Source organism: uncultured Maricaulis sp. (genome assembly GCF_963976135.1).
Lineage (GTDB): Bacteria > Pseudomonadota > Alphaproteobacteria > Caulobacterales > Maricaulaceae > Maricaulis.
The window spans coordinates 1-18,497 of the sequence record NZ_CAXBKN010000032.1 but is presented as its reverse complement, the minus strand read 5'-3'; the positions used below and the strand labels follow the sequence as shown (position 1 = coordinate 18,497).

General features: G+C 64.7%; 14 protein-coding genes and 1 pseudogene. 10 read left to right on the top strand and 5 right to left on the bottom strand.

Annotation, left to right across the window (positions count from 1 at the left end; translation table 11 throughout):
- The first annotated feature begins 42 nt into the window (after positions 1–42).
- Positions 43–450: a PTS sugar transporter subunit IIA gene (locus AAC023_RS06290; RefSeq protein WP_339739279.1), complete on the top strand. Its 408-nt coding sequence runs from the start codon at positions 43–45 to the stop codon at positions 448–450.
- On the top strand, positions 447–722 hold the full coding sequence (locus AAC023_RS06285; protein ID WP_339739264.1) for an HPr family phosphocarrier protein: 276 nt from the start codon (positions 447–449) through the stop codon (positions 720–722). Before AAC023_RS06290 ends, AAC023_RS06285 begins: the two co-directional genes overlap by 4 nt.
- Positions 723–756: 34 nt before the next feature.
- On the opposite strand, the gene AAC023_RS06280 is transcribed toward AAC023_RS06285, so the two are convergent.
- Positions 757–2,502, bottom strand: a complete 1,746-nt coding sequence (locus AAC023_RS06280; RefSeq protein WP_339739263.1) for a hypothetical protein — start codon at positions 2,500–2,502, stop codon at positions 757–759.
- A gap of 226 nt (positions 2,503–2,728) precedes the next feature.
- Between AAC023_RS06280 and AAC023_RS06275 the strand changes: the two genes are divergently transcribed.
- Together AAC023_RS06275 and AAC023_RS06270 are read left to right on the top strand one after the other, a co-directional pair.
- Complete coding sequence (locus tag AAC023_RS06275) at positions 2,729–3,172, top strand: energy transducer TonB (RefSeq protein WP_339739260.1); 444 nt, start codon at positions 2,729–2,731, stop codon at positions 3,170–3,172.
- Between the two features lie 201 nt (positions 3,173–3,373).
- Positions 3,374–5,857, top strand: a complete 2,484-nt coding sequence (locus AAC023_RS06270; protein WP_339739258.1) for an ATP-binding protein — start codon at positions 3,374–3,376, stop codon at positions 5,855–5,857.
- 13 nt (positions 5,858–5,870) lie between these two features.
- Here AAC023_RS06270 and AAC023_RS06265 read toward each other — a convergent pair whose 3' ends face one another.
- Positions 5,871–6,191 (bottom strand): 2Fe-2S iron-sulfur cluster-binding protein, encoded by a 321-nt coding sequence (locus tag AAC023_RS06265; protein WP_339739256.1) that lies wholly within the window; start codon positions 6,189–6,191, stop codon positions 5,871–5,873.
- Between the two features lie 104 nt (positions 6,192–6,295).
- On the opposite strand from AAC023_RS06265, the gene tsaE reads away from it, so the two are divergent.
- From tsaE to trxA, 6 genes are all read left to right on the top strand, one after another.
- The gene (gene tsaE / locus AAC023_RS06260; RefSeq protein WP_339739254.1) at positions 6,296–6,763 is read left to right on the top strand and encodes a tRNA (adenosine(37)-N6)-threonylcarbamoyltransferase complex ATPase subunit type 1 TsaE; all 468 of its coding nucleotides are present in this window, start codon (positions 6,296–6,298) and stop codon (positions 6,761–6,763) included.
- Entirely contained in the window at positions 6,750–7,850 is a 1,101-nt protein-coding gene (locus AAC023_RS06255) for a phosphotransferase (protein WP_339739252.1), read from the top strand. Before tsaE ends, AAC023_RS06255 begins: the two co-directional genes overlap by 14 nt.
- Entirely contained in the window at positions 7,847–8,560 is a 714-nt protein-coding gene (locus AAC023_RS06250) for a nucleotidyltransferase family protein (protein WP_339739250.1), read from the top strand. Before AAC023_RS06255 ends, AAC023_RS06250 begins: the two co-directional genes overlap by 4 nt.
- Positions 8,557–11,616 (top strand): double-strand break repair protein AddB, encoded by a 3,060-nt coding sequence (gene addB / locus AAC023_RS06245; protein ID WP_339739248.1) that lies wholly within the window; start codon positions 8,557–8,559, stop codon positions 11,614–11,616. Before AAC023_RS06250 ends, addB begins: the two co-directional genes overlap by 4 nt.
- Complete coding sequence (gene addA / locus AAC023_RS06240) at positions 11,613–15,161, top strand: double-strand break repair helicase AddA (RefSeq protein ID WP_339739246.1); 3,549 nt, start codon at positions 11,613–11,615, stop codon at positions 15,159–15,161. The genes addB and addA overlap by 4 nt, the downstream gene beginning before the upstream one ends.
- An 82-nt stretch (positions 15,162–15,243) precedes the next feature.
- Complete coding sequence (gene trxA / locus AAC023_RS06235; protein WP_091769990.1) at positions 15,244–15,570, top strand: thioredoxin TrxA; 327 nt, start codon at positions 15,244–15,246, stop codon at positions 15,568–15,570.
- An 85-nt stretch (positions 15,571–15,655) separates the two neighbouring features.
- Here the strand turns inward: trxA and AAC023_RS06230 are convergent, their stop codons facing one another.
- The 3 genes and pseudogenes from AAC023_RS06230 to AAC023_RS06220 all read right to left on the bottom strand — a co-directional run.
- Positions 15,656–16,678: a S41 family peptidase gene (locus AAC023_RS06230; protein ID WP_339739243.1), complete on the bottom strand. Its 1,023-nt coding sequence runs from the start codon at positions 16,676–16,678 to the stop codon at positions 15,656–15,658.
- A 96-nt stretch (positions 16,679–16,774) separates the two neighbouring features.
- Entirely contained in the window at positions 16,775–18,097 is a 1,323-nt protein-coding gene (locus AAC023_RS06225; RefSeq protein WP_339739241.1) for a folylpolyglutamate synthase/dihydrofolate synthase family protein, read from the bottom strand.
- Positions 18,072–18,497, bottom strand: a pseudogene (locus AAC023_RS06220) (acetyl-CoA carboxylase carboxyl transferase subunit beta); the annotation flags it as partial. The gene AAC023_RS06225 and the pseudogene AAC023_RS06220, both read right to left, overlap by 26 nt.

The following is an 18,497-nucleotide window of genomic DNA, read 5'->3' as shown; positions in this document are numbered from 1 at the left end:
AGACGCTTCCCCGCGAGGCCAAGCCGCGATTAGATGCGTCGCATGATAGGAGTTGTCGTTGTAAGCCATGGCCGTCTGGCCGATGAATTTGTCGCCGCCACAGAACATGTGGTCGGGCCGATGGATGCATTTCTCGCTGTCTGTATTGGCCCGGACGACGATATGGAAAAGCGTCGCGCTGATATCCGCCAGGCGATTGCCGATGCGGATCGGGGCGAGGGTGTTCTGGTTCTGACCGACATGTTTGGCGGAACCCCCTCAAATCTGGCAATTTCGCTGCTTGAGGCTGGCAAGGTCGAGATCATTGCCGGCGTCAATCTGCCGATGTTGATCAAGCTGGCCGAGGCCCGTTCGCGCGCCGATCTCGACAGCCTGGCACGGATGGGTGAGGACGCCGGCAAGCGCTATATCGCCATCGCCTCCAATGTCCTCGAAGGCTCCGGCAAGTGAGTACCAGCCAACGCCGCGTGACCATCTGCAATAATCGCGGATTGCATGCCCGTGCCGCAGCGAAATTCGTTGAGTTGGCGCAAGGCTATGACGCGGTCATCCACGTTTCGCGTGATGGCGAGACCGTCAATGCAGATTCGATCATGGAATTGCTGATGCTGGCGGCCGGCAAGGGATCGGAGATCGGCATTGAAGCCTCGGGCGCCGAGGCTGCGGAAGTTGCCGACGCGCTGGCGGAGCTGGTCGAGGCCGGTTTTCACGAGGACGACTGAGCATCCACCAGCATGGCCGCGCCAGCGCCGACGGCTAGTCTGCCTTGTCGCTGTCGACTTCGATCTCAGGCGATCCGGGCGCAAAATCCCCCGTGGCGGCTTCCATCATGGGATCATGATCATCGTCGACCATCGGGTCCTCGACCGTCAGCGGTGATGCCGACTGCGATGGCTGGGCGCCAGATTCGGACGCCGCTGCAGCGATCTCCGGGGCCTCATCGGGCTCGTCCTCCGCCTCGATGGGAGCCGCGGCGAGTGTGGCTATCGTGGTGTCGGCGGCCTCGGCCTCGGCTTCAGCTGTTGCGGTGATCGAGTCCGCGTCGTCCGCTGCGGGCTCTGATGCTTCCTGCGGCGCCGAAGTCACGCTTTCGGTCTCGGCGGCTGGTGCTGGCATGGGCGGCGGTGCGATGATCGGCATGGTGCGGTCATCTTCGAGCGGCGCACCAGCAGCGGCGGCGGCCTGTCCGGTCCGTTCAGTATCACTGATCGCTGCAGCAGCAGCGACGGCTTCCAGGCTCGGCAGATCATCATCTGCGTCGGTGTCTGCCTCAGATCCGGAGTCTATCGCGTCCTCGGATCCGGTTTCGGACGCAGATTCAGCTTCTGGCTCGACTGCACCTTCAGCGGCGAGTTCGGCCTCTGCTTCGTCATCCTCGACATGAGCGGCTTCAGTATCGTCAGGCCCGGTTGTTTCTTCTGTAGCGGCTTCAGGCTCATCGGAGCGGGCAGTCACCTGGCCATTGGCGGCGCTCTGCGCGGGTTCCGCTGGCGTGCCGGGTTCAGTGGTGACGGCGTCAAGCTCGGAGCCGGCTACAGCGTCCGCGTCGGCCTCATCGCCCTCGGCGACGGCCGAGGCGGCCGCGATTGCGGTCGCTGCGACCGCCGCGGCCAGAGGTTCGGGCGCAATGGGTTCCGCGCGCACTGGCTCGGAGGTGCGGACGCCTTCCTCTGGTGGATGGCGCAGGACATATTCAGCCAGGCGCTCGACGCGGGCGTTGAACCGGCCGCCATCACGAACGCGATTGATGAAACCGCCGATGATGAAGAGCAAGACCGCGCCGCCGACCATCAGCAAGGTTGCAACCGGGCTGCCCAGAATGGCGCCGGAAACGACACAGAGCACGGCGAGGGCCGGCACGTAGAGCAAACGCCAGGAACGTGCGAAGAAGGTGATGATCGCCAGCGCTGTTACGGCAATGGCGAGGCCCCATTCGGTGAGCTGCGCCATGGGCACCAGGCCAAGCGCCGCGATGCCGTCAAACAGGCCCGGCGAAAGGGCCGTTTCCAGCCGCCAGCTCGCGAGGGCGGGCATTTGCGCGCCGAGTTCGGCATAGATGTCGATGGACGGTATGCCGGCCATCATGGCACCGTTCACCTCGGTCAGGAAGCTGTGCAGCGCCGGCCAGGCGGCGGCGATGGCGACCAGGGCCAGGGCGAGTACGGACAGCCACCAATTTAGGGCGCGGGTGACACCCGAGCGGCCGAGAATCGTGGTCGCATCCTGGGCTGAACGCATCCAGACATTCCTGGAATGATTGATGATGGCCACGGGTCGTGAGCGCCGATTGGGGCCCGACTGTACACGCAATACGGTTGCTGTATCGCCGGCGGCGAGGGCGCTGGATCGCTCGTTGAGGCGAACGTCGTGGACGACGCCATCGCCATCTGTGACGCGACCAATGTCGGCGTCGGAATTATTGACCTCACCGGAAACCGTAATGAAATCGATCCGGCGTGAACCAAAGGACTGCCCGGCATGAGCGGATGGCAACAGAGACATAACTCAACGCACCTTGTAAAACGCATGGCGGACTGGGTTTTGTGCCAATCCGGGCCAATCAACAGTAACTTCTGATTAATCCTACAAGTTCGGTGCCGGAATTAGAACCTCCCTTTTGAACGGGCGTGGATTTCGTGCGGCCAGGGCGCGCGGCGCCCTGTGGAGACGGGCGCGCTTGCTGCGTGCGAGAATTGCGTCGGCGTTGGCGCGCGCTAGCTTGGCCCCCATGATGCGCTTCCTTCCAGTCCTGGTTTGCCTTTTCCTCGCCGCCTGTTCCTCCATACCGGGTGGATTGGCGCCGCTCTCGGCGGTGCGGGCGCCGTTCCGGCCCGTTGATACCTATCCGACACCGCCCAATGTCGACCGGATGATCGGCCCCGATGATTGCCGTGGATCAACGCTGGCAGCGATCGAGGCGCCAACCCCGGCCTATCCTGGAGGCGCCTATTCGCGCGGCCGCCAGGGGTGGGTGGTGGTGCGTTTTCATGTCTATGCCGATGGCAGCGTGCATCGCGCCCGTGTCGCGCGTGCCGTACCGGATGGCCCTTTCAACCGCGCCTCGACGAGAGCGGTGTTGAATTGGCGTTTCCGCCCGCTCGACGGGGTCGAGGTGCTGGAAAACTGTGTTGTGATGTTTGAATTCCGTGCCGGCGAAGTTGAGATCCGCTAGCCGCACCAGCCATTGCCCACCTCAACATTCCCCGGAATATTCGCGCTTGTGCACGGTAATTGTTCGCGATTTCGGGGAACTCAAATAAGTTATTAAGAGTTTTGCGGCGGCAGGCATCGCCCATGAGTCCGCACCTCGCTATCATACTGATTCGTGCGGGCCTCGAAATACGGGGGAGAGGTCCGCAACAGGGCGAGATTGATGACCGGACAGACCTTCCAGATCGTGACCCTGATCGTCACACTCGGTGCCGTGGCCTTCGCCTTCGCGACAGGGATGTGGGCCTACCGGCTGACCGCGGGCGCGCGTGCTGCGCAGACACTCTGGCGCCGGCGCACGTCTGAACTGGAAGACAAGATTGCCCGCGCCGATAGCGTGTTCGGAGCCCATCCGGGTCTGGTCCTGGTCTGGGATGAACCGCCTTTCGACGAATCCGAGACCGGTTGGGGCCATCCGCGCATTTTTGGTTCGACCGTGGCGCTGGCCTCCCTGCTGCGCTTTGCCGAAGCCAGCGACGGGCCTGATCCGGCGAGCACGCTGATGGAAGGCCTGGCCGATTATGAGGCGCGTTCGGCTGGCGGAAGCGAGACGACATTGCGCCTGCGCTTTCAGGAGCTGATGCGCCAGGGCAGTCCCTTCTCGTTGACAATTCTGGGCCCCGGCGGCCGTTTTCTGGAGGTTGATGGCCGGGCGGCTGGCACCCAGCTTGTGGTCTGGCTCTCGGATTCAACCATTCGCGGTCTGGAAGAATCCGGCGCGCGGGGCCGGGTTGAAGAAGCCCAACGCCTGGTCAGCAAGGACCCGCTGGCCTTCCTCGACATGCTTGGACGGGCTCCCTTCCCTGCCTGGCGCATGAATGCGACCGGTCGGCTGGAATGGGCCAATCAGGCCTATGTCAGCGCCGTCGATGCCGACACGCTTGATGATGTACTGCACAAGCAGACCACGCTCGATGCCGGCATGGCCGATCAGGCTTCAACGGCGACCGCGAAGGCGGATGTTGTCGGTGATACCCGCGTGATTGTGGTTGGCGGCCGCCGGCGGGCGATGCAATTCCTCGTTTTCCCGGTTTCCGGCGGCGCCGCGGGCTTCGCCCTTGACGTGACCGAGGGTGAAGAGGCGAAGAGTGACCTCTCGCGCTTCCGGCGCGCTCATGACGAGACCTTGAACCATATGGCCGAGGCGGTGGTGGTATTCGACCGCTCGAAACGTACCGCCTTTCACAACACAGCTTTTTCGAAATTGTTCAAACTCGACGAGGCCTGGCTCAATGACCGCCCGGGCCACGGCCAATTGCTCGACCGGATGCGCGAGAAGCGCCTCCTGCCCGAACAGGCCGACTTCGCCGACTGGAAAGCCCATGAATTGGCGCGCTACGAGCTCGCTCCGGGTGATGAGACGCCGGACGAGTTGTGGCCCGTTCCCGATGGCCGCACCTTGCGCGTTGCCCGCCAGCGTCACCCGCTGGGCGGTCTGATGCTGATTTTTGAAGACAAGACCGACGAGCTCGCCCTGCGCGCCCGCTATAACACGCTGATCAATGTCCAGCGCGCCACGCTCGACAAGCTGCATGAAGCCGTCGCGGTGTTTGGCGCCAATGGCCGCTTGCAGCTGAACAATAATGCCTTCGAGCAATTATGGGGCTTCGACGCCGAGGAGCTCGACGGGCAGCCTGATTTCGAGACCGTGGCGGAAACCTGTGCCGCCCTGTTTGCCGATGACCGGGTGTGGAATGATATTCGCGGGCGGGTCACCGATCCGAGCCCACAGGCGCGCAAGCAGGTCACCGGCGAGATGCATCGCTCCGATGATCGCGTCCTGACCTATCTGACGCGGCCCCTGCCGGATGGCGCCACCCTGATCTGCTGGGACGATGTCACCGATAGCCGCCGGATTGAAGAGGCGCTGCGTGAGCGCGCCGAGGCACTGGAGACCTCCGAGCGCATCAAGACCGAATTCGTCGAGCATGTGAGTTATCAATTGCGCACGCCGCTGACGACGATTGGCGGCTATGCCGATCTGCTGGCCCAGGGTTTTGCCGGCGAGCTGACCGACCGGCAAAAAGAACCCATGGCGGCGATCCAGTCGGCGTCGTCACATCTGGCCAAGCTGATCGATGATATTCTCGATGTGGCCGCGATCGATGCCGGCCAGCTTGAGCTGGATCTCGGCGACGTCAATCTGGAGGATGTGGTCCGCGAGGCGGCCGAACTGGTCGCTGCCCGCGCCGACCATAATTCGGTCAAGCTGGATGTGCGCGTCGAGGGCGATATCGGCCTGCTGCGGGCCGACCGCAATCGCCTCAAACAGGTCGCGATGAATCTCCTGTCCAATGCCCTGCGCCATGTGCAGCCCGGTGGCGGCATTACCATCGGCGCGCGTCGCGAAGGCGATCAACTGACGCTGTGGGTCAATGATGATGGCGAGGGAATCGCGCCGGAAAAACAGGCCAGCGTGTTCGATCGTTTTGCGCGCGGTGAACGCGGCGGTGCCGGTCTCGGCCTCGCCCTGGTCAAGGATATTGCACTGCTGCATGGCGGCTGGGTCGAGCTGAAATCAGAGCCCGGCAAGGGCACGCTCGTCGCTTGTCATCTGCCTGCGGAGGCGCGCAGCCTCGCCACGCCAAAGGAACTGGACCTTGCAGGCATGGCGCATGAAGATGAACGGGTCGGCTCGGACAGCTAGGCCGGGGCCAGGCTCAGCCTTGGTGCTTTGGCATCCGGACGATCAGCCCGTCCAGCTCTTCGGTCACCTTGATCTGGCAGGACAGGCGCGAGGTTTCCGTCACACCATCGGCGAAGTCGAGCATGGAGTCTTCCATCGCTTCGCGTGAACCGGTCTTGTCGAACCAGGCCGGGTCGACAAAGACATGGCAGGTCGCGCAGGCGCAGGCGCCGCCGCAATCGGCATCAATGCCGGGAACCATGTTGCGGACCGCGCCCTCCATCACCGTCAGGCCTGTGGCGACCTCGATGCTGTGCTCGGTTCCGTTATGCTCGATATAGGTAATCTTGGCCATGCGACGCTCCGGTTCTGTGCCTAGGAAATGAACAGCGTTCACTGCGATGTCAAGATTCAGCTTCATTGCTTGCCGTCGCCGCCGCGCTTCGTTAAGCGCGAAGCATGACCCATTCGCGCCATCTCACCCTGACCGATCTTGCGGCGACCTCAGCGCTGGGCCACCGTCTCGCCGCCCTCCTGGACGCGGGCGATGTGGTCTGTCTGGCGGGCGATCTCGGCGCCGGGAAGACCACGCTGGCGCGTCAGGTCATCGCCGATCTGTGCGGTATTGATGACGCGCCGAGCCCCACCTACACCATTGTGCAGGTCTATGAGACCGCGGCGGCGATTCCACTCTGGCATGTTGATCTCTACCGGATCGAAGATCCGGCTGATGTCGAGCAGCTCGGTCTGGATGATGCCTTTGATGACGCGATCACGCTGATCGAATGGCCGGAGCGGCTTGCCAACAACCTGCCCGCCGACCGGCTGGAAATTTCCATAGCCATCACCGGCGCGGGCGTGGACACTGTCCGCGAAGCCCGGATAACAGGGTTTGGAAGCTGGGAGAGCCGCGTTGACGAATTCTGACCGCGCCGCTGCGCGCGCAGCCTTTCTTGACCGGGCCGGATGGGCCGGCGCCGAGATCGCGCCATTGCCCGGCGATGCCTCCACCCGTCAATATTTTCGCCTGTCCCGGCAGGGTGAACCGGCGATGCTGATGGACGCACCGGCACGCGCTGAGGCACCGACCTGCCCGCAGGACGCTACCCCGGAACAACGCGCCGCGCTGGGATATAACGCCCAGGCCCGGCTGGCCGGGTCCAATCCGGCTGCATTCGCCGGGCTGGCCAGCGCCCTGGTCGAACGTGGGTTTTCCGCACCGCGCATTCTGGCCAGCGAACCCGATCAGGGTTTTCTCCTGCTCGAGGATCTGGGCGATGCGCTCTATGCCCGCCTCTTGCCGGGTCAGATGCATGAAGGCCGCCTGTACTCGGAAGCTGTTGACGCTCTCGCGGCGATCTATCGCTCCTCTTTCGCCGACCGGGTCACACTGGACGGCCGGGACTGGCCGCTTCTGCCCTATGATGGCGTCGCCCTGGCGGCCGAGGCCGATCTTTTCCTCGACTGGTTCGCTGCACAACATGCCGGCCTGGCGATCAGCGAGAGCGCGCGCGCCGATTGGCGGCAAATCTGGGAGCAGGCTTTCCGGCGGCTGGACAGCTGCGCGCCCGGGCTTGTGCTGCGTGATTTTCATGCGGAAAACCTGATCCATCTGCCCGAGCGCGAAGGCCATGCCCGCGTTGGCTTGCTCGACTTTCAGGATGCTCTGATCGGCCACCCGGCCTATGATCTCGTCTCGCTGATCGAGGATGCGCGCCGCAGTGTCGACCATAATCTGGCGATCCCGCTGAAGGCCCGCTTTATCGAGAAAGCCGGAATTGAGGATGCGGCCGGCTTTGATGCGGCCTATGCGGTGCTTGGCGCCCAGCGCAATGCGAAGATTCTTGGCATTTTCGTGCGCCTCGCCAAGCGTGACGGCAAGCAGCGCTATCTCGACCTGCTGCCGCGTGTCGCCCGGCACTATGTGTCAAACCTGCAGCATCCGGCCCTCATGCCGCTTTTGATGTGGACCAAGGCGCACGCGCCTGCCGTCTTCGCGGAAGCGCACAAATGACCCGGATCTCGACGGGCATGGCGCTGGCTGCCGGGTTGGGCACGCGGATGCGGCCGCTTACCAATGACCGGCCCAAGGCACTGGTCGAGGTTGGTGGCAAGGTCTTGCTCGACTGGGCGCTGGACCGTTTCGAGGCGGCGGGTGTGCAGCGGACGATCATCAATGTGCACCATTTCGCCGACTTGATGGAAAGCCATATCCGGGCCCATCCGCGTACCGGTAGCCTGACAGTCTCCGATGAGCGCGCTTGCGTGCTGGAGACCGGTGGCGGCGTCGTCAAGGCGCTGCCTCTGCTCGGTGACGATCCGGTCTTCATCTCCAATATCGACGCCATCTGGGTTGATGGGCCGGAGCCCGAGCTTGACCGTATGCGCGCCGCCTGGGATGCCGGGCGGATGGATGTCCTCCTGCTGCTGGCGCCGATGCAGGCGACGCTCGGCTTTGACGGAGCGGGCGATTTCTTCCTCGGTGATGATGGCCGCATTGCCTGGCGCGGCGAGGCGGCGAGGGCGCCCTTTGCCTATGCCGGCGTTCAGATCATGAAGCCCTCCATCATGGCGGGCCGGAGCGAGACGCGCTTCTCGATGACCGAAATCTGGCGCGATCTGGTGCCCCGGGGCCGGGTCTTCGGTCTGCCCATGCAGAGTTTCTGGATGCATGTCGGGGATCCGCAAGCGGTCGACGCGGCCGAGGCGCGTCTGGCGAGGTGAGCGAAAGCCTGTTCGATACGCCGGCACCGCGCCTTTTCACCCTGCCCCCCCAGGCCGACTTCCTGCGATCCATCGCCCGCCGCCTGCGGCTTGAATTCAATGTCGAGACCTGTCCCGACGCCCTGACACATGTCCTGATCCTGACACCGACCCGGCGGGCCGCCAAGGCGCTCGGCGATGCCTTCGCCGAGGAGGCCGGCAATGGCGTCGCCCTGTTGCCGATGATCCGCCCGCTTGGCGATATCGATGTCGATGATCCGCCGTTTGAACCGGGCGAACTGGCCGGGATCGCCCCGCCTGCGGTATCCGCATCGCGCCGCCGCTTCGAGCTGGCGCGCCTGATTCTGGCGAAGGAAGCGGTGCTGGGACGCGAGATCGGGATTGGCGGCGCGCTGGCCCTGGCCGAACCGCTCGGCGCCCTGCTCGATGATCTGGCGACCGAGGATGTCACGGATTTCTCTGTCCTCGATGAGGCGCTGCAGGAATATTTGCCGGCCGACCGGCGCGAAGCGGTCGAATTCCTCAATATTGTCGGCACGATCTGGCCGATGCGGCTGGAAGAGCTCGGCCTGGTCGACAGTGCGGCGCGGCGGTCGATCGTGCTGGGTGCCCTGGTCGAGCGCTGGGACCGTCAGGCGCCCTCGCACCCGGTTCTTGTCGTGGGCTCGACCGGTTCCATCCCGGCGGCGCGCGATGTGATGCGCTGCGTCGCACAATTGCCCCAGGGCGCGGTGGTTCTGCCAGGCTTTGATTGGGACGCCGATGACAAGGCCTGGGCGCATATTGACGACTCCCATCCACAATGGGCGATGCAGGCCTTCGTCAATGATTTCGGGATTCACCGCAAGCAGGTCGGGCAATGGCTTGGCTCGGCCGAACCGGCTACGGCGCGGGCCCGCCGCCGTGTCATCGCGGAATCCCTGCGGCCGGCCAAGGCGACCGATGACTGGCTCGCTCGCGTCGAACAGCTCAAACAGCAATATGGCGATGACTATTTCGCTCGCGGCCTTGATGGCCTCTCCCTGATCGAAGCGCCTGATCTGCTGGCCGAAGCGCGCCTCTGCGCACTCCTGCTGCGGGAAACCCTCGATACTCCGGGCAAGACAGCCATTCTGGTGACGCCGGATCGTGGACTGGCGCGGCGCGTCGCCGCCGAGATGGACCGGTTCGGCGTCCGGCTCGATGATTCCGGCGGTGCAGCACTGTCGGAAACCCATGCGGGGGCTTTCCTCTTGCGCCTGCTTGATGTTGCGGAGGATGCGGGCAGCGTCGTGGCCCTGTCGGCGCTGTGGGGTTCGCCACTCTTTGCTGCCGGATCGGAACGTGGCCTGGTGCATGGCGTGCTCGGGAAATTCGAGGCGGAGGCGCTGCGCGGCGTTCGGCCGGGGCGTGACCTGGCTTCGGTGCGCGCGCGCCTGGATGGCAAATATGTCAATCTGTTCGATAATGACCGCGCGGCGATCGAAGCCATACTGACGCAGATGCAGGCCGCCCTGGCGCCGCTCGAGCCGGATGAGCAACGCCCCGCCGCCGTCTGGGCCGAACGCCATGCCCGCGCCGCCGAAGCCCTCGCTTCGAGCGCCGAGCGCGAGGGGGCCGTCCGGCTCTGGGCCGGCGAGGGTGGTGATGCGGCGGCCGGTGTGCTGCGTGAATTGCTCGGTGAGACTGAAAGCCTGCCGCCGATGCGCCTGTTCGAATATGCCGGCGCGTTTCGCGAGCTGGTTCGCGCGCGCCGCGTGCCACCGCGTCTGGGCGTGCATCCACGTCTGCAAGTGCTCGGGCCCCTCGAAGCGCGCCTGATCGGGGCTGACCGGATTGTACTGGCAGGCCTGAATGAAGGTGTCTGGCCGGCGGGGCTGGGGGTGGATCCCTGGCTGTCTGCGGGAATGCGCAAGGCGCTCGATCTGGGGGCGCCGGAACGTCGCCATGGTCTGGCCGCGCATGATTTCGCCCAGCTCGCCTGCGGTGCCGAAGTGTTTCTGACGCGCGCCACCAAGGCAGATGGCGCGCCGACGGTGGCCTCGCGCTGGGTCTGGCGCCTCAAGACGCTGGTCGAGGGCGCGATGGGGCGTGATGCGGCAGCAAGGGCGCTGAAGCCCGCGACCGATTACGCTGCCATTGCCCGCGATCTCAACGCTCCCGGCCTCGGTCCGAAACCGGCGCCCAAACCAGAGCCGCGGCCGCCCGTTGCCGCCCGGCCGCGGCGCCTGTCTATCACCGAGATCCGGACCTGGGTGCGCGACCCCTATTCCATCTATGCACGCCGGATTCTCGGCATTGATCGTCTCGACCCCGCCGACATGCCGATTGACGCGCGCGAGCGCGGCACGGCTTTGCATGATGCGTTGCACGAAGCCTTTGAAAACTGGCTGGACGTGTTGCCCGAAGATGCCGAGGCGCAATTGGTCGAGGTCTCGCGCCGGCATCTGGTCAAGGCCGGGTTTGCGCCAGAGGAGCTGGTCGTCGAAGTGCCGCGCTTTGCGCGCGCCGCGCGCTGGCTGGTGGACTGGGAGCGGGCCCGCCGCGCCGAAGGCATCACGATCGCCAAGCTGGAAATCAAGGGTGAGCTGACCCTTGATGTTCCGGGCGGCGACTGGGTTTTGAATGGCCGCTCCGACCGGTTCGACCGGCATCGCGATGGCCGTATCGACATCATCGATTACAAGACGGGTGGCGCCGCGACGCCGAAAGAGGTGGCCTCCGGTTTCGACCCGCAATTGCCGCTGACGGCTGCGATGGCGCGTGAGAGCGGCACGTTCAGGGACTTCTCCGGCGAACCGGCAGGGCTCTATTATGTGCGTTTGCCCGGCAATGCCGTGGGCGGCGTGGAGACCCGTATCGACAGCACGAAGTCCACCCCCTCGGCAGCCGAGATGGCGGATCAGGCGATCGCTGACCTGCGCGAATGGATCAATCGTTTCGACAATGAAGCGGAGCCTTATCTCTCCCAGCCGCGTGCAAAATACGTCAATGATTACGGTGATTACGACCATCTCGCCCGGCGCGGTGAATGGGCCAGCGCGCCTGGCGGCAGCGATGAGGGGGGCGAGACATGAGCGAGCCCGGTTTCGATCCCGACATCATCAAACGGGCCACGGCCGAGCAGGATCTTGCTGCCGATCCGGTGGCGAGTGTCTTCGTCGAGGCCAATGCCGGTTCCGGCAAGACCCGCGTCCTGGTCAATCGCGTCATCAATATCCTGCTGGGCGGGACCCAGCCTGACCAGATCCTGTGCGTGACCTATACCAAGGCTGCCGCTGCGGAGATGAAGGAACGCCTGTTTGACCGGCTTGGTCACTGGTCGGTCATGCCGGACATCAAACTGGGCGATGAGCTGAAAAAGCTCGGCCAGAAACGGCGTGACGCGCCCTTCCTCGCTTCGGCCCGCAGACTCTTCGCCATGGCGCTGGAAACGCCCGGCGGGCTGAAAATCCAGACGATTCACGCCTTCTGCGAAAACCTGCTGCGGCGCTTCCCGCTCGAGGCCGGGGCCCCGCCGGGCTTCAAGACGCTTGATGATAGCGAAGCGGCCAAAGTGGTGGAGACGGCCAGACGGCGCATGCTGCAGGGGCTGGGACGCGAAACGGTCGACACGCTGCTGCAGGCTGGCGGCCCCGATGCGCTCGGCAATATCCTGCGCTGGACGCGCTTCAACCGCCACAAGCTACGCGATGCGCTCGGGCAGGCGGGCGATCCCGATGCCTTGATTGGTCAGATGTATGCGCTGTTCGACTTGCCCGAGGGCACGAGATCGGCGGCGGTAAAGGCCGAGACCTGGGCTGGCGCACCGCATGCGCATCTCGCCGAAGCGGTGATCGCGTTGCGCAATTTTGGCAGCAAGGCGGATCACACGAGGGCAGCTGCGCTCGACGCTGCGCTCAAGGCGGCGACTCCAGACCTGGCCTTTGATGCCTGCCTGCCAGTGTATTTCATCACCAATGGCGAGGGCAGTCGGGCCAAATCGCTCGTCACCCAGACTTGCGCCAGGGACGCGCCGAGTTTGCCCGGCCTGTTCGAAGCCGAAGCCGAGCGTTTTGAGCTGGCGCGCGAACTGGTCCGTACCGCCCAGGTCGCCGAGGCAAGCGCGGCAGCGCTTCGGGTCGCGACGCTATTCCTCGATGCCTATGACGCCGAAATGCTGCGGCAGCGCGCGCTCGACTTTGATGATCTCATCGTTTTGTCCGGGCATCTCCTGAGCGATGCCAATCCCTTCTCCGGCTGGGTCGGTTACAAGCTCGATGGCCGTCTGGCGCACGCACTCGTCGATGAGGCCCAGGATACCGCGCCGCGGCAATGGGACATGATCGCATCGCTCACTGCCGAGTTCTTCGCCGGCAAGGGCGCGAATGAGGACGCGCGCACCCTGTTCGTGGTCGGCGATGAGAAGCAGTCGATCTATTCCTTCCAGGGCGCTGAGCCGGCCCGCTTCATCGCCGAGGGTGATGCTCTGGGCGAGCGTGCCGATGCGGCCGGGCTGAAGTTCACGCGTCCGGGGCTCGATGTCAGCTTCCGCTCGGCGCCTGAAATCCTGCAGGCGGTCGATCAGGCCTTTGCGCCCATTGCCGCCAGTGCGCCGGAAACCAAATTCCAGAATGCCGACCCGGCGCGGCCCTTCGCCTTTTACCATAATCACAAGGCTGCCCGTTCCGGCACGCCGGGCTGTGTCGAGTTCTGGCCATCTGTGCCCAAGCCGGAAGCGATTGAGGAGGGCTCGATCTTCGATCCGGTTGATACGCCGGGCCGGGGTTCGGCGCGTGATATCCTGGCCCAGACCATTGCTGGAGAAATCCGCGCGATGATTGATCGCGGTGATGCGGTCTGGCACGAGACGGACGGTCGTTTCGAGCCGCGCCCGGTTCAGCCCAGGGATATCGCCATTCTCGTCTGGCGCCGCACGGGCGGTTTCTTTGAGGAAGTGATCCGCCAGCTCAAACTCGCCCAGGTGCCCGTTGCCGGCGCTGACCGCATGGTGCTGCGTGAACAGACCGTGGTGAAGGATCTTCTGGCGCTGGGCCGGTTGGCGATCACGCCGGGTGATGATCTGGCGCTGGCTGAATTGCTCAAATCCCCCTTTTTCGACCCTGTCGCCAGTATGATCCCGCCGATCGATGATGACGCCCTGTTCGATCTCGCCCAGACACGCCGTAACAGCCATCGCGGCGCGTTGTGGAATGCGCTCTTTACCTCGACCGATCCCCGTTTTGCCGAAGCCAGAGCGGCGCTGATCGATTGGCGCAACAGGGCTGATAGTGAAGGGCTGTACGACGTCTATTGCGGCTTCCTCAATGCCCGCACCCCGACCGGGGAGAGCCGCTGGGCGCGGGTCCTGGCGCGGCTGGGGGAGGAGGCACGCGATCCGGCGGAGGTCTTCCTGGGCCGTGCGCTCGAGCATGAGGGTGAGCATGGCGGCGCCATGGCGAGCTTTGTTGCCTCGCTGCAGGGCGAAGAGACCCAGCTCAAGCGCGAGATGAGCACGGACCGGGACGAAGTCCAGGTGATGACGGTTCATGCCTCCAAGGGGCTTGAGCGTCCTGTCATTATCCTGCCGGATACCACCCGTTCGCCTGCTACTGGCAAGGGGGAACCTATCTTCAGTCATGCTGCAGCCGGTTTGATCTGGTCGCAGCGCAAGGCCGAGGACCCGCCGCTCGTCGCCGAGATGCGCGAAACCGATGCGGCCCGGGCCCAGGCCGAGCATGGACGCCTGCTCTATGTCGCGCTGACGCGGGCGCGGGACCGGCTGATCGTCTGCGGCTGGCGTCAGGGCCGGGGCGCTGGCAGCGTGGCCAAGGACAGCTGGTATACGCAATTGGCGGCGCAATGGTCGGGCGATGACTGGGTTGAATTCGACACACCGCTCTCGGCGCGTGTCGAGGCGATTGGTCCGGGGCTGCGACTGGGCGCGGCGCCCGTCGCGCTGGGGGCACATGATCGCGCCGCAACGGCGAGAGTGAAACTCCCGGCTTGGGCGATTGAGCCAGCCGCGAGCGAAGCGGGCGCCTTGCGCGCGATAGCGCCCTCGCGTCTTCTGGCCGAGGAGGAGATGGCGGAGGCGGTGATCTCGCCCCTGCTCGATCCGGGTGGCCAGCGCTTCCGGCGCGGTGAGGTCATCCACAAATTACTCGAAACCCTGCCCGGTCTTGACCCGGACCGCCGGCGCGAGGCCGCGGTGCGCTTTGTTGCGGCACAGCCGGACATCGATGAGGCGGCCCGGTCCGTGATCGTCGAGGAAACGCTGGGGATTCTCGACCATCCCGATTTCGCGGCCCTGTTCGGTCCGGGCAGCCGCGCCGAAGTCGCCCTGACCGGGACCGCACCGGGACTGCCGCCGGGCACGAAAGTGCGCGGCCAGGTCGACCGTCTGGTAGTGACGGATCACGAAGTCCTGATCGTCGACTACAAGACCAACCGTCCGCCGCCCGTTGATGTCAGCGGCGTGGCGCGGGTCTATCTCGGTCAGATGGCCGCCTACCGCGCCCTGCTGCGCAGCTTGCATCCGGGAAAGACGGTGCGGTGCGCCCTGCTGTGGACGGATGCGGCCCGCCTGATGGAAATCCCCGCAGAATTGCTGGACGGTGTCCTGTCAGGTGCAAACTCTTGACGATTGACCCGGCGCTGCTTACCTCACGCTCCATCAAATGAGTCCGGAACAACCGGGCTCGCCACGAACAAAGGAGTAGCCCATGGCGACGAAAGCGGTCAGCGATGATTCCTTCGAGTCTGATGTCCTCAATGCGGATCGTCCCGTGCTTGTCGATTTCTGGGCCGAATGGTGTGGCCCGTGCAAGCAGATTGCACCCGCACTTGAAGAATTGGCCGAGGAAATGGCCGGCGAACTCACCGTCGCCAAGGTGAATATCGATGACCATCCGCTGACGCCGGGCAAGTATGGCGTTCGCGGCATCCCGACCCTGATGATCTTCAAGGGCGGCCAGGTGGCCTCCACGAAGATCGGCGCGATGGCCAAGGGCAAGATTACCGAATGGGTCCGCGAGACACTTTCGGCCTGATCTGTTCTGCCAGACCAAATGTGAAAAGCGGGCTGCCCTTGTCAGGGCGGCCCGCTTTTTTCTGCGCTGGCTTGTGCGGGGATGCCTACTGGCGCGCGAGCGTCAGCGCGGTGTCCATTGCCGCAGCCGCCTCGATGGCGATATCCGGCACCACGCCATGGCCTTCAATGCGGCCATTGGTCATCGAGTAGTAATCGGCAATCGGCAGGGCGAGCTGATAGCCGCCCGGCAGGTCGTACAATGTCTGCGACAGCATCTCACCGGCCGTCGTCTCCCCGATCAGCGTCGCCCGGCCTGAGGCCTTGAGCGCATCGGACGCCATCTCGGCCGCGCTGGCGGTCTCATGGCTGGTCAGCACATAGACCGGACCGTCAAAGCCGGGCTCGACCGGCTGGAAGGTGATCCGCGTGACCAGGTTTGCCTGGACGTCGGCCCAGAAGGAGAGGACCGACCAGCCCTCCCAGGGCTGAAGGCCGGCGATGTCATCGGGACCGGGCGCGTGATCCATGGTCGCATTCCACGGCCGGGAGATGAAGGCACCGGCATCGAGCGGCGTGTCGATGATGTGGGCCACCAGCGGTCGCACGGCAAAGGCCCCGCCGCCATTTTCTCGCAGGTCGACAATCAGGGCGGCGGTATCATGGCGGGCGATCTCGTCAAAGGCCGCATCGATCTCCTCGATCGTGTCCTCGCCCATCATCGTATTGACCGTCAGCACGGCGATCTCGTTGTCCCAGCTCAGCACGGCACCGCCGCCGCCAATGCGCATGCTGTCGAACCCGGCGCCCATCTGGGCGGCGGTCTGATCGCTCTGGCGCAGCACGACGTGGGAGAAGGGCCCCGAGCGCCAGATGGTCCGGAAGCCCGAGAGGAATTCCTGGTCGGTTGTGGCGGTCGCGGCGAGGGCGGAAACAGCTTGCTCGACGGCAGCATAAGCCGGTCCTTCGAGCTCTGCCGGGTTGTAGTGATGAGCGAGCATGGTTGCGTTGATGGCGTCAGCCAGCTCGATGAAGTCGGTATGGGCCGGTGCATCCTGGGCGAGGCTGCTGGCCGGCGCGAGCAGGGCAAGGGCGAAGATCGATGTGGCCAGATGGAGGGTATTGCGCATTGTGGATTCCTGTCGATGAACGGGTTGTCTGTGAACCCATGATGTTCCGGCAGGACAGGTTGGATGCAGGCCAGGTCTTCACGCTCGCGTGAACGGTCAGCCCGGTGTCTGGTGCGGCGGCGAACCGCCGAGCGCCAGGGCTTCCCCGGCGAGATAGAGCGAGCCACCGATCAGGATCCGCGGCGCGGGCACTTCCTTGGCGGCATTCTTCACCGCCTGCAGCAGTCCGGTGGCGGTTTCCGCCTTGAGCCCGGCGGCATTTGACGCTGCAGCAACGGTCTCTGCCGACTGTGAGCCGCCGCGGCCGGATTTGAACTCAACGGCGATCAGCCGCCGCGCCAGGCCGGCAAATTGCGAGCACCAGCCCTCGACATCCTTGTTGGGCGAGAAACCGGCAATGATGACCAGCGGCCGGTCCTCGCGCTCATCCATATCGGCCAGCGCATGGGACAGCGCTGCGGCCGCGGCCGGGTTATGGCCGCCATCGAGCCAGAGTTCGGCATTATGCTCGCGGGCGATCTCGCCGAGGGGGCCGCGGGTGATGTTCTGCAGGCGCGCCGGCCAGGTCGCGTGGGCGATGCCGTCGGCGACGCATTTTTCCGGCCATTGCAGCACGGCGGCGCAGGCGGCGGCGGCGCCGGCATTGTCGATCTGATGCGGCCCGATCAGACCCGGACTGGGCAGGTCCCACACCCGGCTCTCATCCTCATAGGTCAGGCGGCCATGTTGCTGATAGGCCCGGTAATCCTGACCCCAGACATAGGCCAGGGCGCCGACACGGTGAGCTTCCTTGATCAGGGCCGCCTCGGCTTCCGGAGACTGGCGGCCGATAATGGTCGGGACACCGAACTTGCAGATGCCGGCCTTTTCATGCGCGATCATCGCGATCTCGTTGCCGAGAAATTCCTGGTGATCCAGCCCGATGGCGGTGATGACGCACAGGATGGGGTTTGCGATCACATTGGTGGCGTCGAACCGGCCGCCCAGCCCCACTTCGAGGATCAGCAGATCGGCCGGGTGTTCGCTGAACAGCAGGAAGGCCGCTGCCGTGGTGATTTCAAAGAAGGTGATCGGCTCGCCGAAATTCGCCGCCTCGCAGCGCGCGAAAGCCTCGATCAAAGTCTGGTCGCCGACCGGCTGGCTGTCGATCTGGATGCGTTCGTTGAAATCGACCAGATGCGGCGAGGTGTAGATATGCACCTTCTGGCCATTGGAGCGGGCCATATGGGCGAGATAGGCGCAGGTCGAGCCTTTGCCATTGGTGCCGGCGACATGGATCGTCGGTGGCAGCTGGTTCTGGGGATTGCCCAGCGCTGCGAGCAGGCGCTGCAGCCGGCCCAGCGACAGGTCGATCTTTCTGGGATGCAGCCGGGAAAGCCGCGTCAGTGCGTCGTCAACGTCCTGGCGTCGGGCGCTCATGCGCTCCTCCGTCCGCCGCCACATGATCGGGCGAGGGCGGTGCCAGGCGGCCGGGGCTGGAAGCGCTGGGCCGCTTCATCAGGACACGCAGCATGCGCGCCAGTGTGGCCGGGATTTCATGACGATGCACGACCTGGTCGATCATGCCTTTTTCCAGCAGGTATTCGGCACGCTGGAAGCCCTCGGGCAATTTCTCTCGGATGGTCTGCTCGATCACGCGCGGGCCGGCGAAGCCGATCAGCGCGCCCGGTTCGGCAATCTGGACATCGCCGAGCATGGCATAGGAGGCGGTGACGCCGCCCGTGGTGGGATCGGTCAGCACGACGATATAGGGCAGGCCGGCATCGCGCATCATCTCGACGGCAATCGTGGTGCGCGGCATCTGCATCAGCGACAGGGC

What these genes read in the sequence shown, in the direction of transcription:
- AAC023_RS06290 (WP_339739279.1), top strand. Translation starts at nt 43, where the DNA reads ATGATAGGAGTTGTCGTTGTAAGCCATGGCCGTCTGGCCGATGAATTT.
- AAC023_RS06280 (WP_339739263.1), bottom strand. Translation starts at nt 2,502, where the DNA reads ATGTCTCTGTTGCCATCCGCTCATGCCGGGCAGTCCTTTGGTTCACGC.
- AAC023_RS06275 (WP_339739260.1), top strand. Translation starts at nt 2,729, where the DNA reads ATGATGCGCTTCCTTCCAGTCCTGGTTTGCCTTTTCCTCGCCGCCTGT.
- AAC023_RS06270 (WP_339739258.1), top strand. Translation starts at nt 3,374, where the DNA reads ATGACCGGACAGACCTTCCAGATCGTGACCCTGATCGTCACACTCGGT.
- AAC023_RS06265 (WP_339739256.1), bottom strand. Translation starts at nt 6,191, where the DNA reads ATGGCCAAGATTACCTATATCGAGCATAACGGAACCGAGCACAGCATC.
- tsaE (WP_339739254.1), top strand. Translation starts at nt 6,296, where the DNA reads ATGACCCATTCGCGCCATCTCACCCTGACCGATCTTGCGGCGACCTCA.
- AAC023_RS06250 (WP_339739250.1), top strand. Translation starts at nt 7,847, where the DNA reads ATGACCCGGATCTCGACGGGCATGGCGCTGGCTGCCGGGTTGGGCACG.
- addA (WP_339739246.1), top strand. Translation starts at nt 11,613, where the DNA reads ATGAGCGAGCCCGGTTTCGATCCCGACATCATCAAACGGGCCACGGCC.
- trxA (WP_091769990.1), top strand. Translation starts at nt 15,244, where the DNA reads ATGGCGACGAAAGCGGTCAGCGATGATTCCTTCGAGTCTGATGTCCTC.
- AAC023_RS06230 (WP_339739243.1), bottom strand. Translation starts at nt 16,678, where the DNA reads ATGCGCAATACCCTCCATCTGGCCACATCGATCTTCGCCCTTGCCCTG.
- AAC023_RS06225 (WP_339739241.1), bottom strand. Translation starts at nt 18,097, where the DNA reads ATGAGCGCCCGACGCCAGGACGTTGACGACGCACTGACGCGGCTTTCC.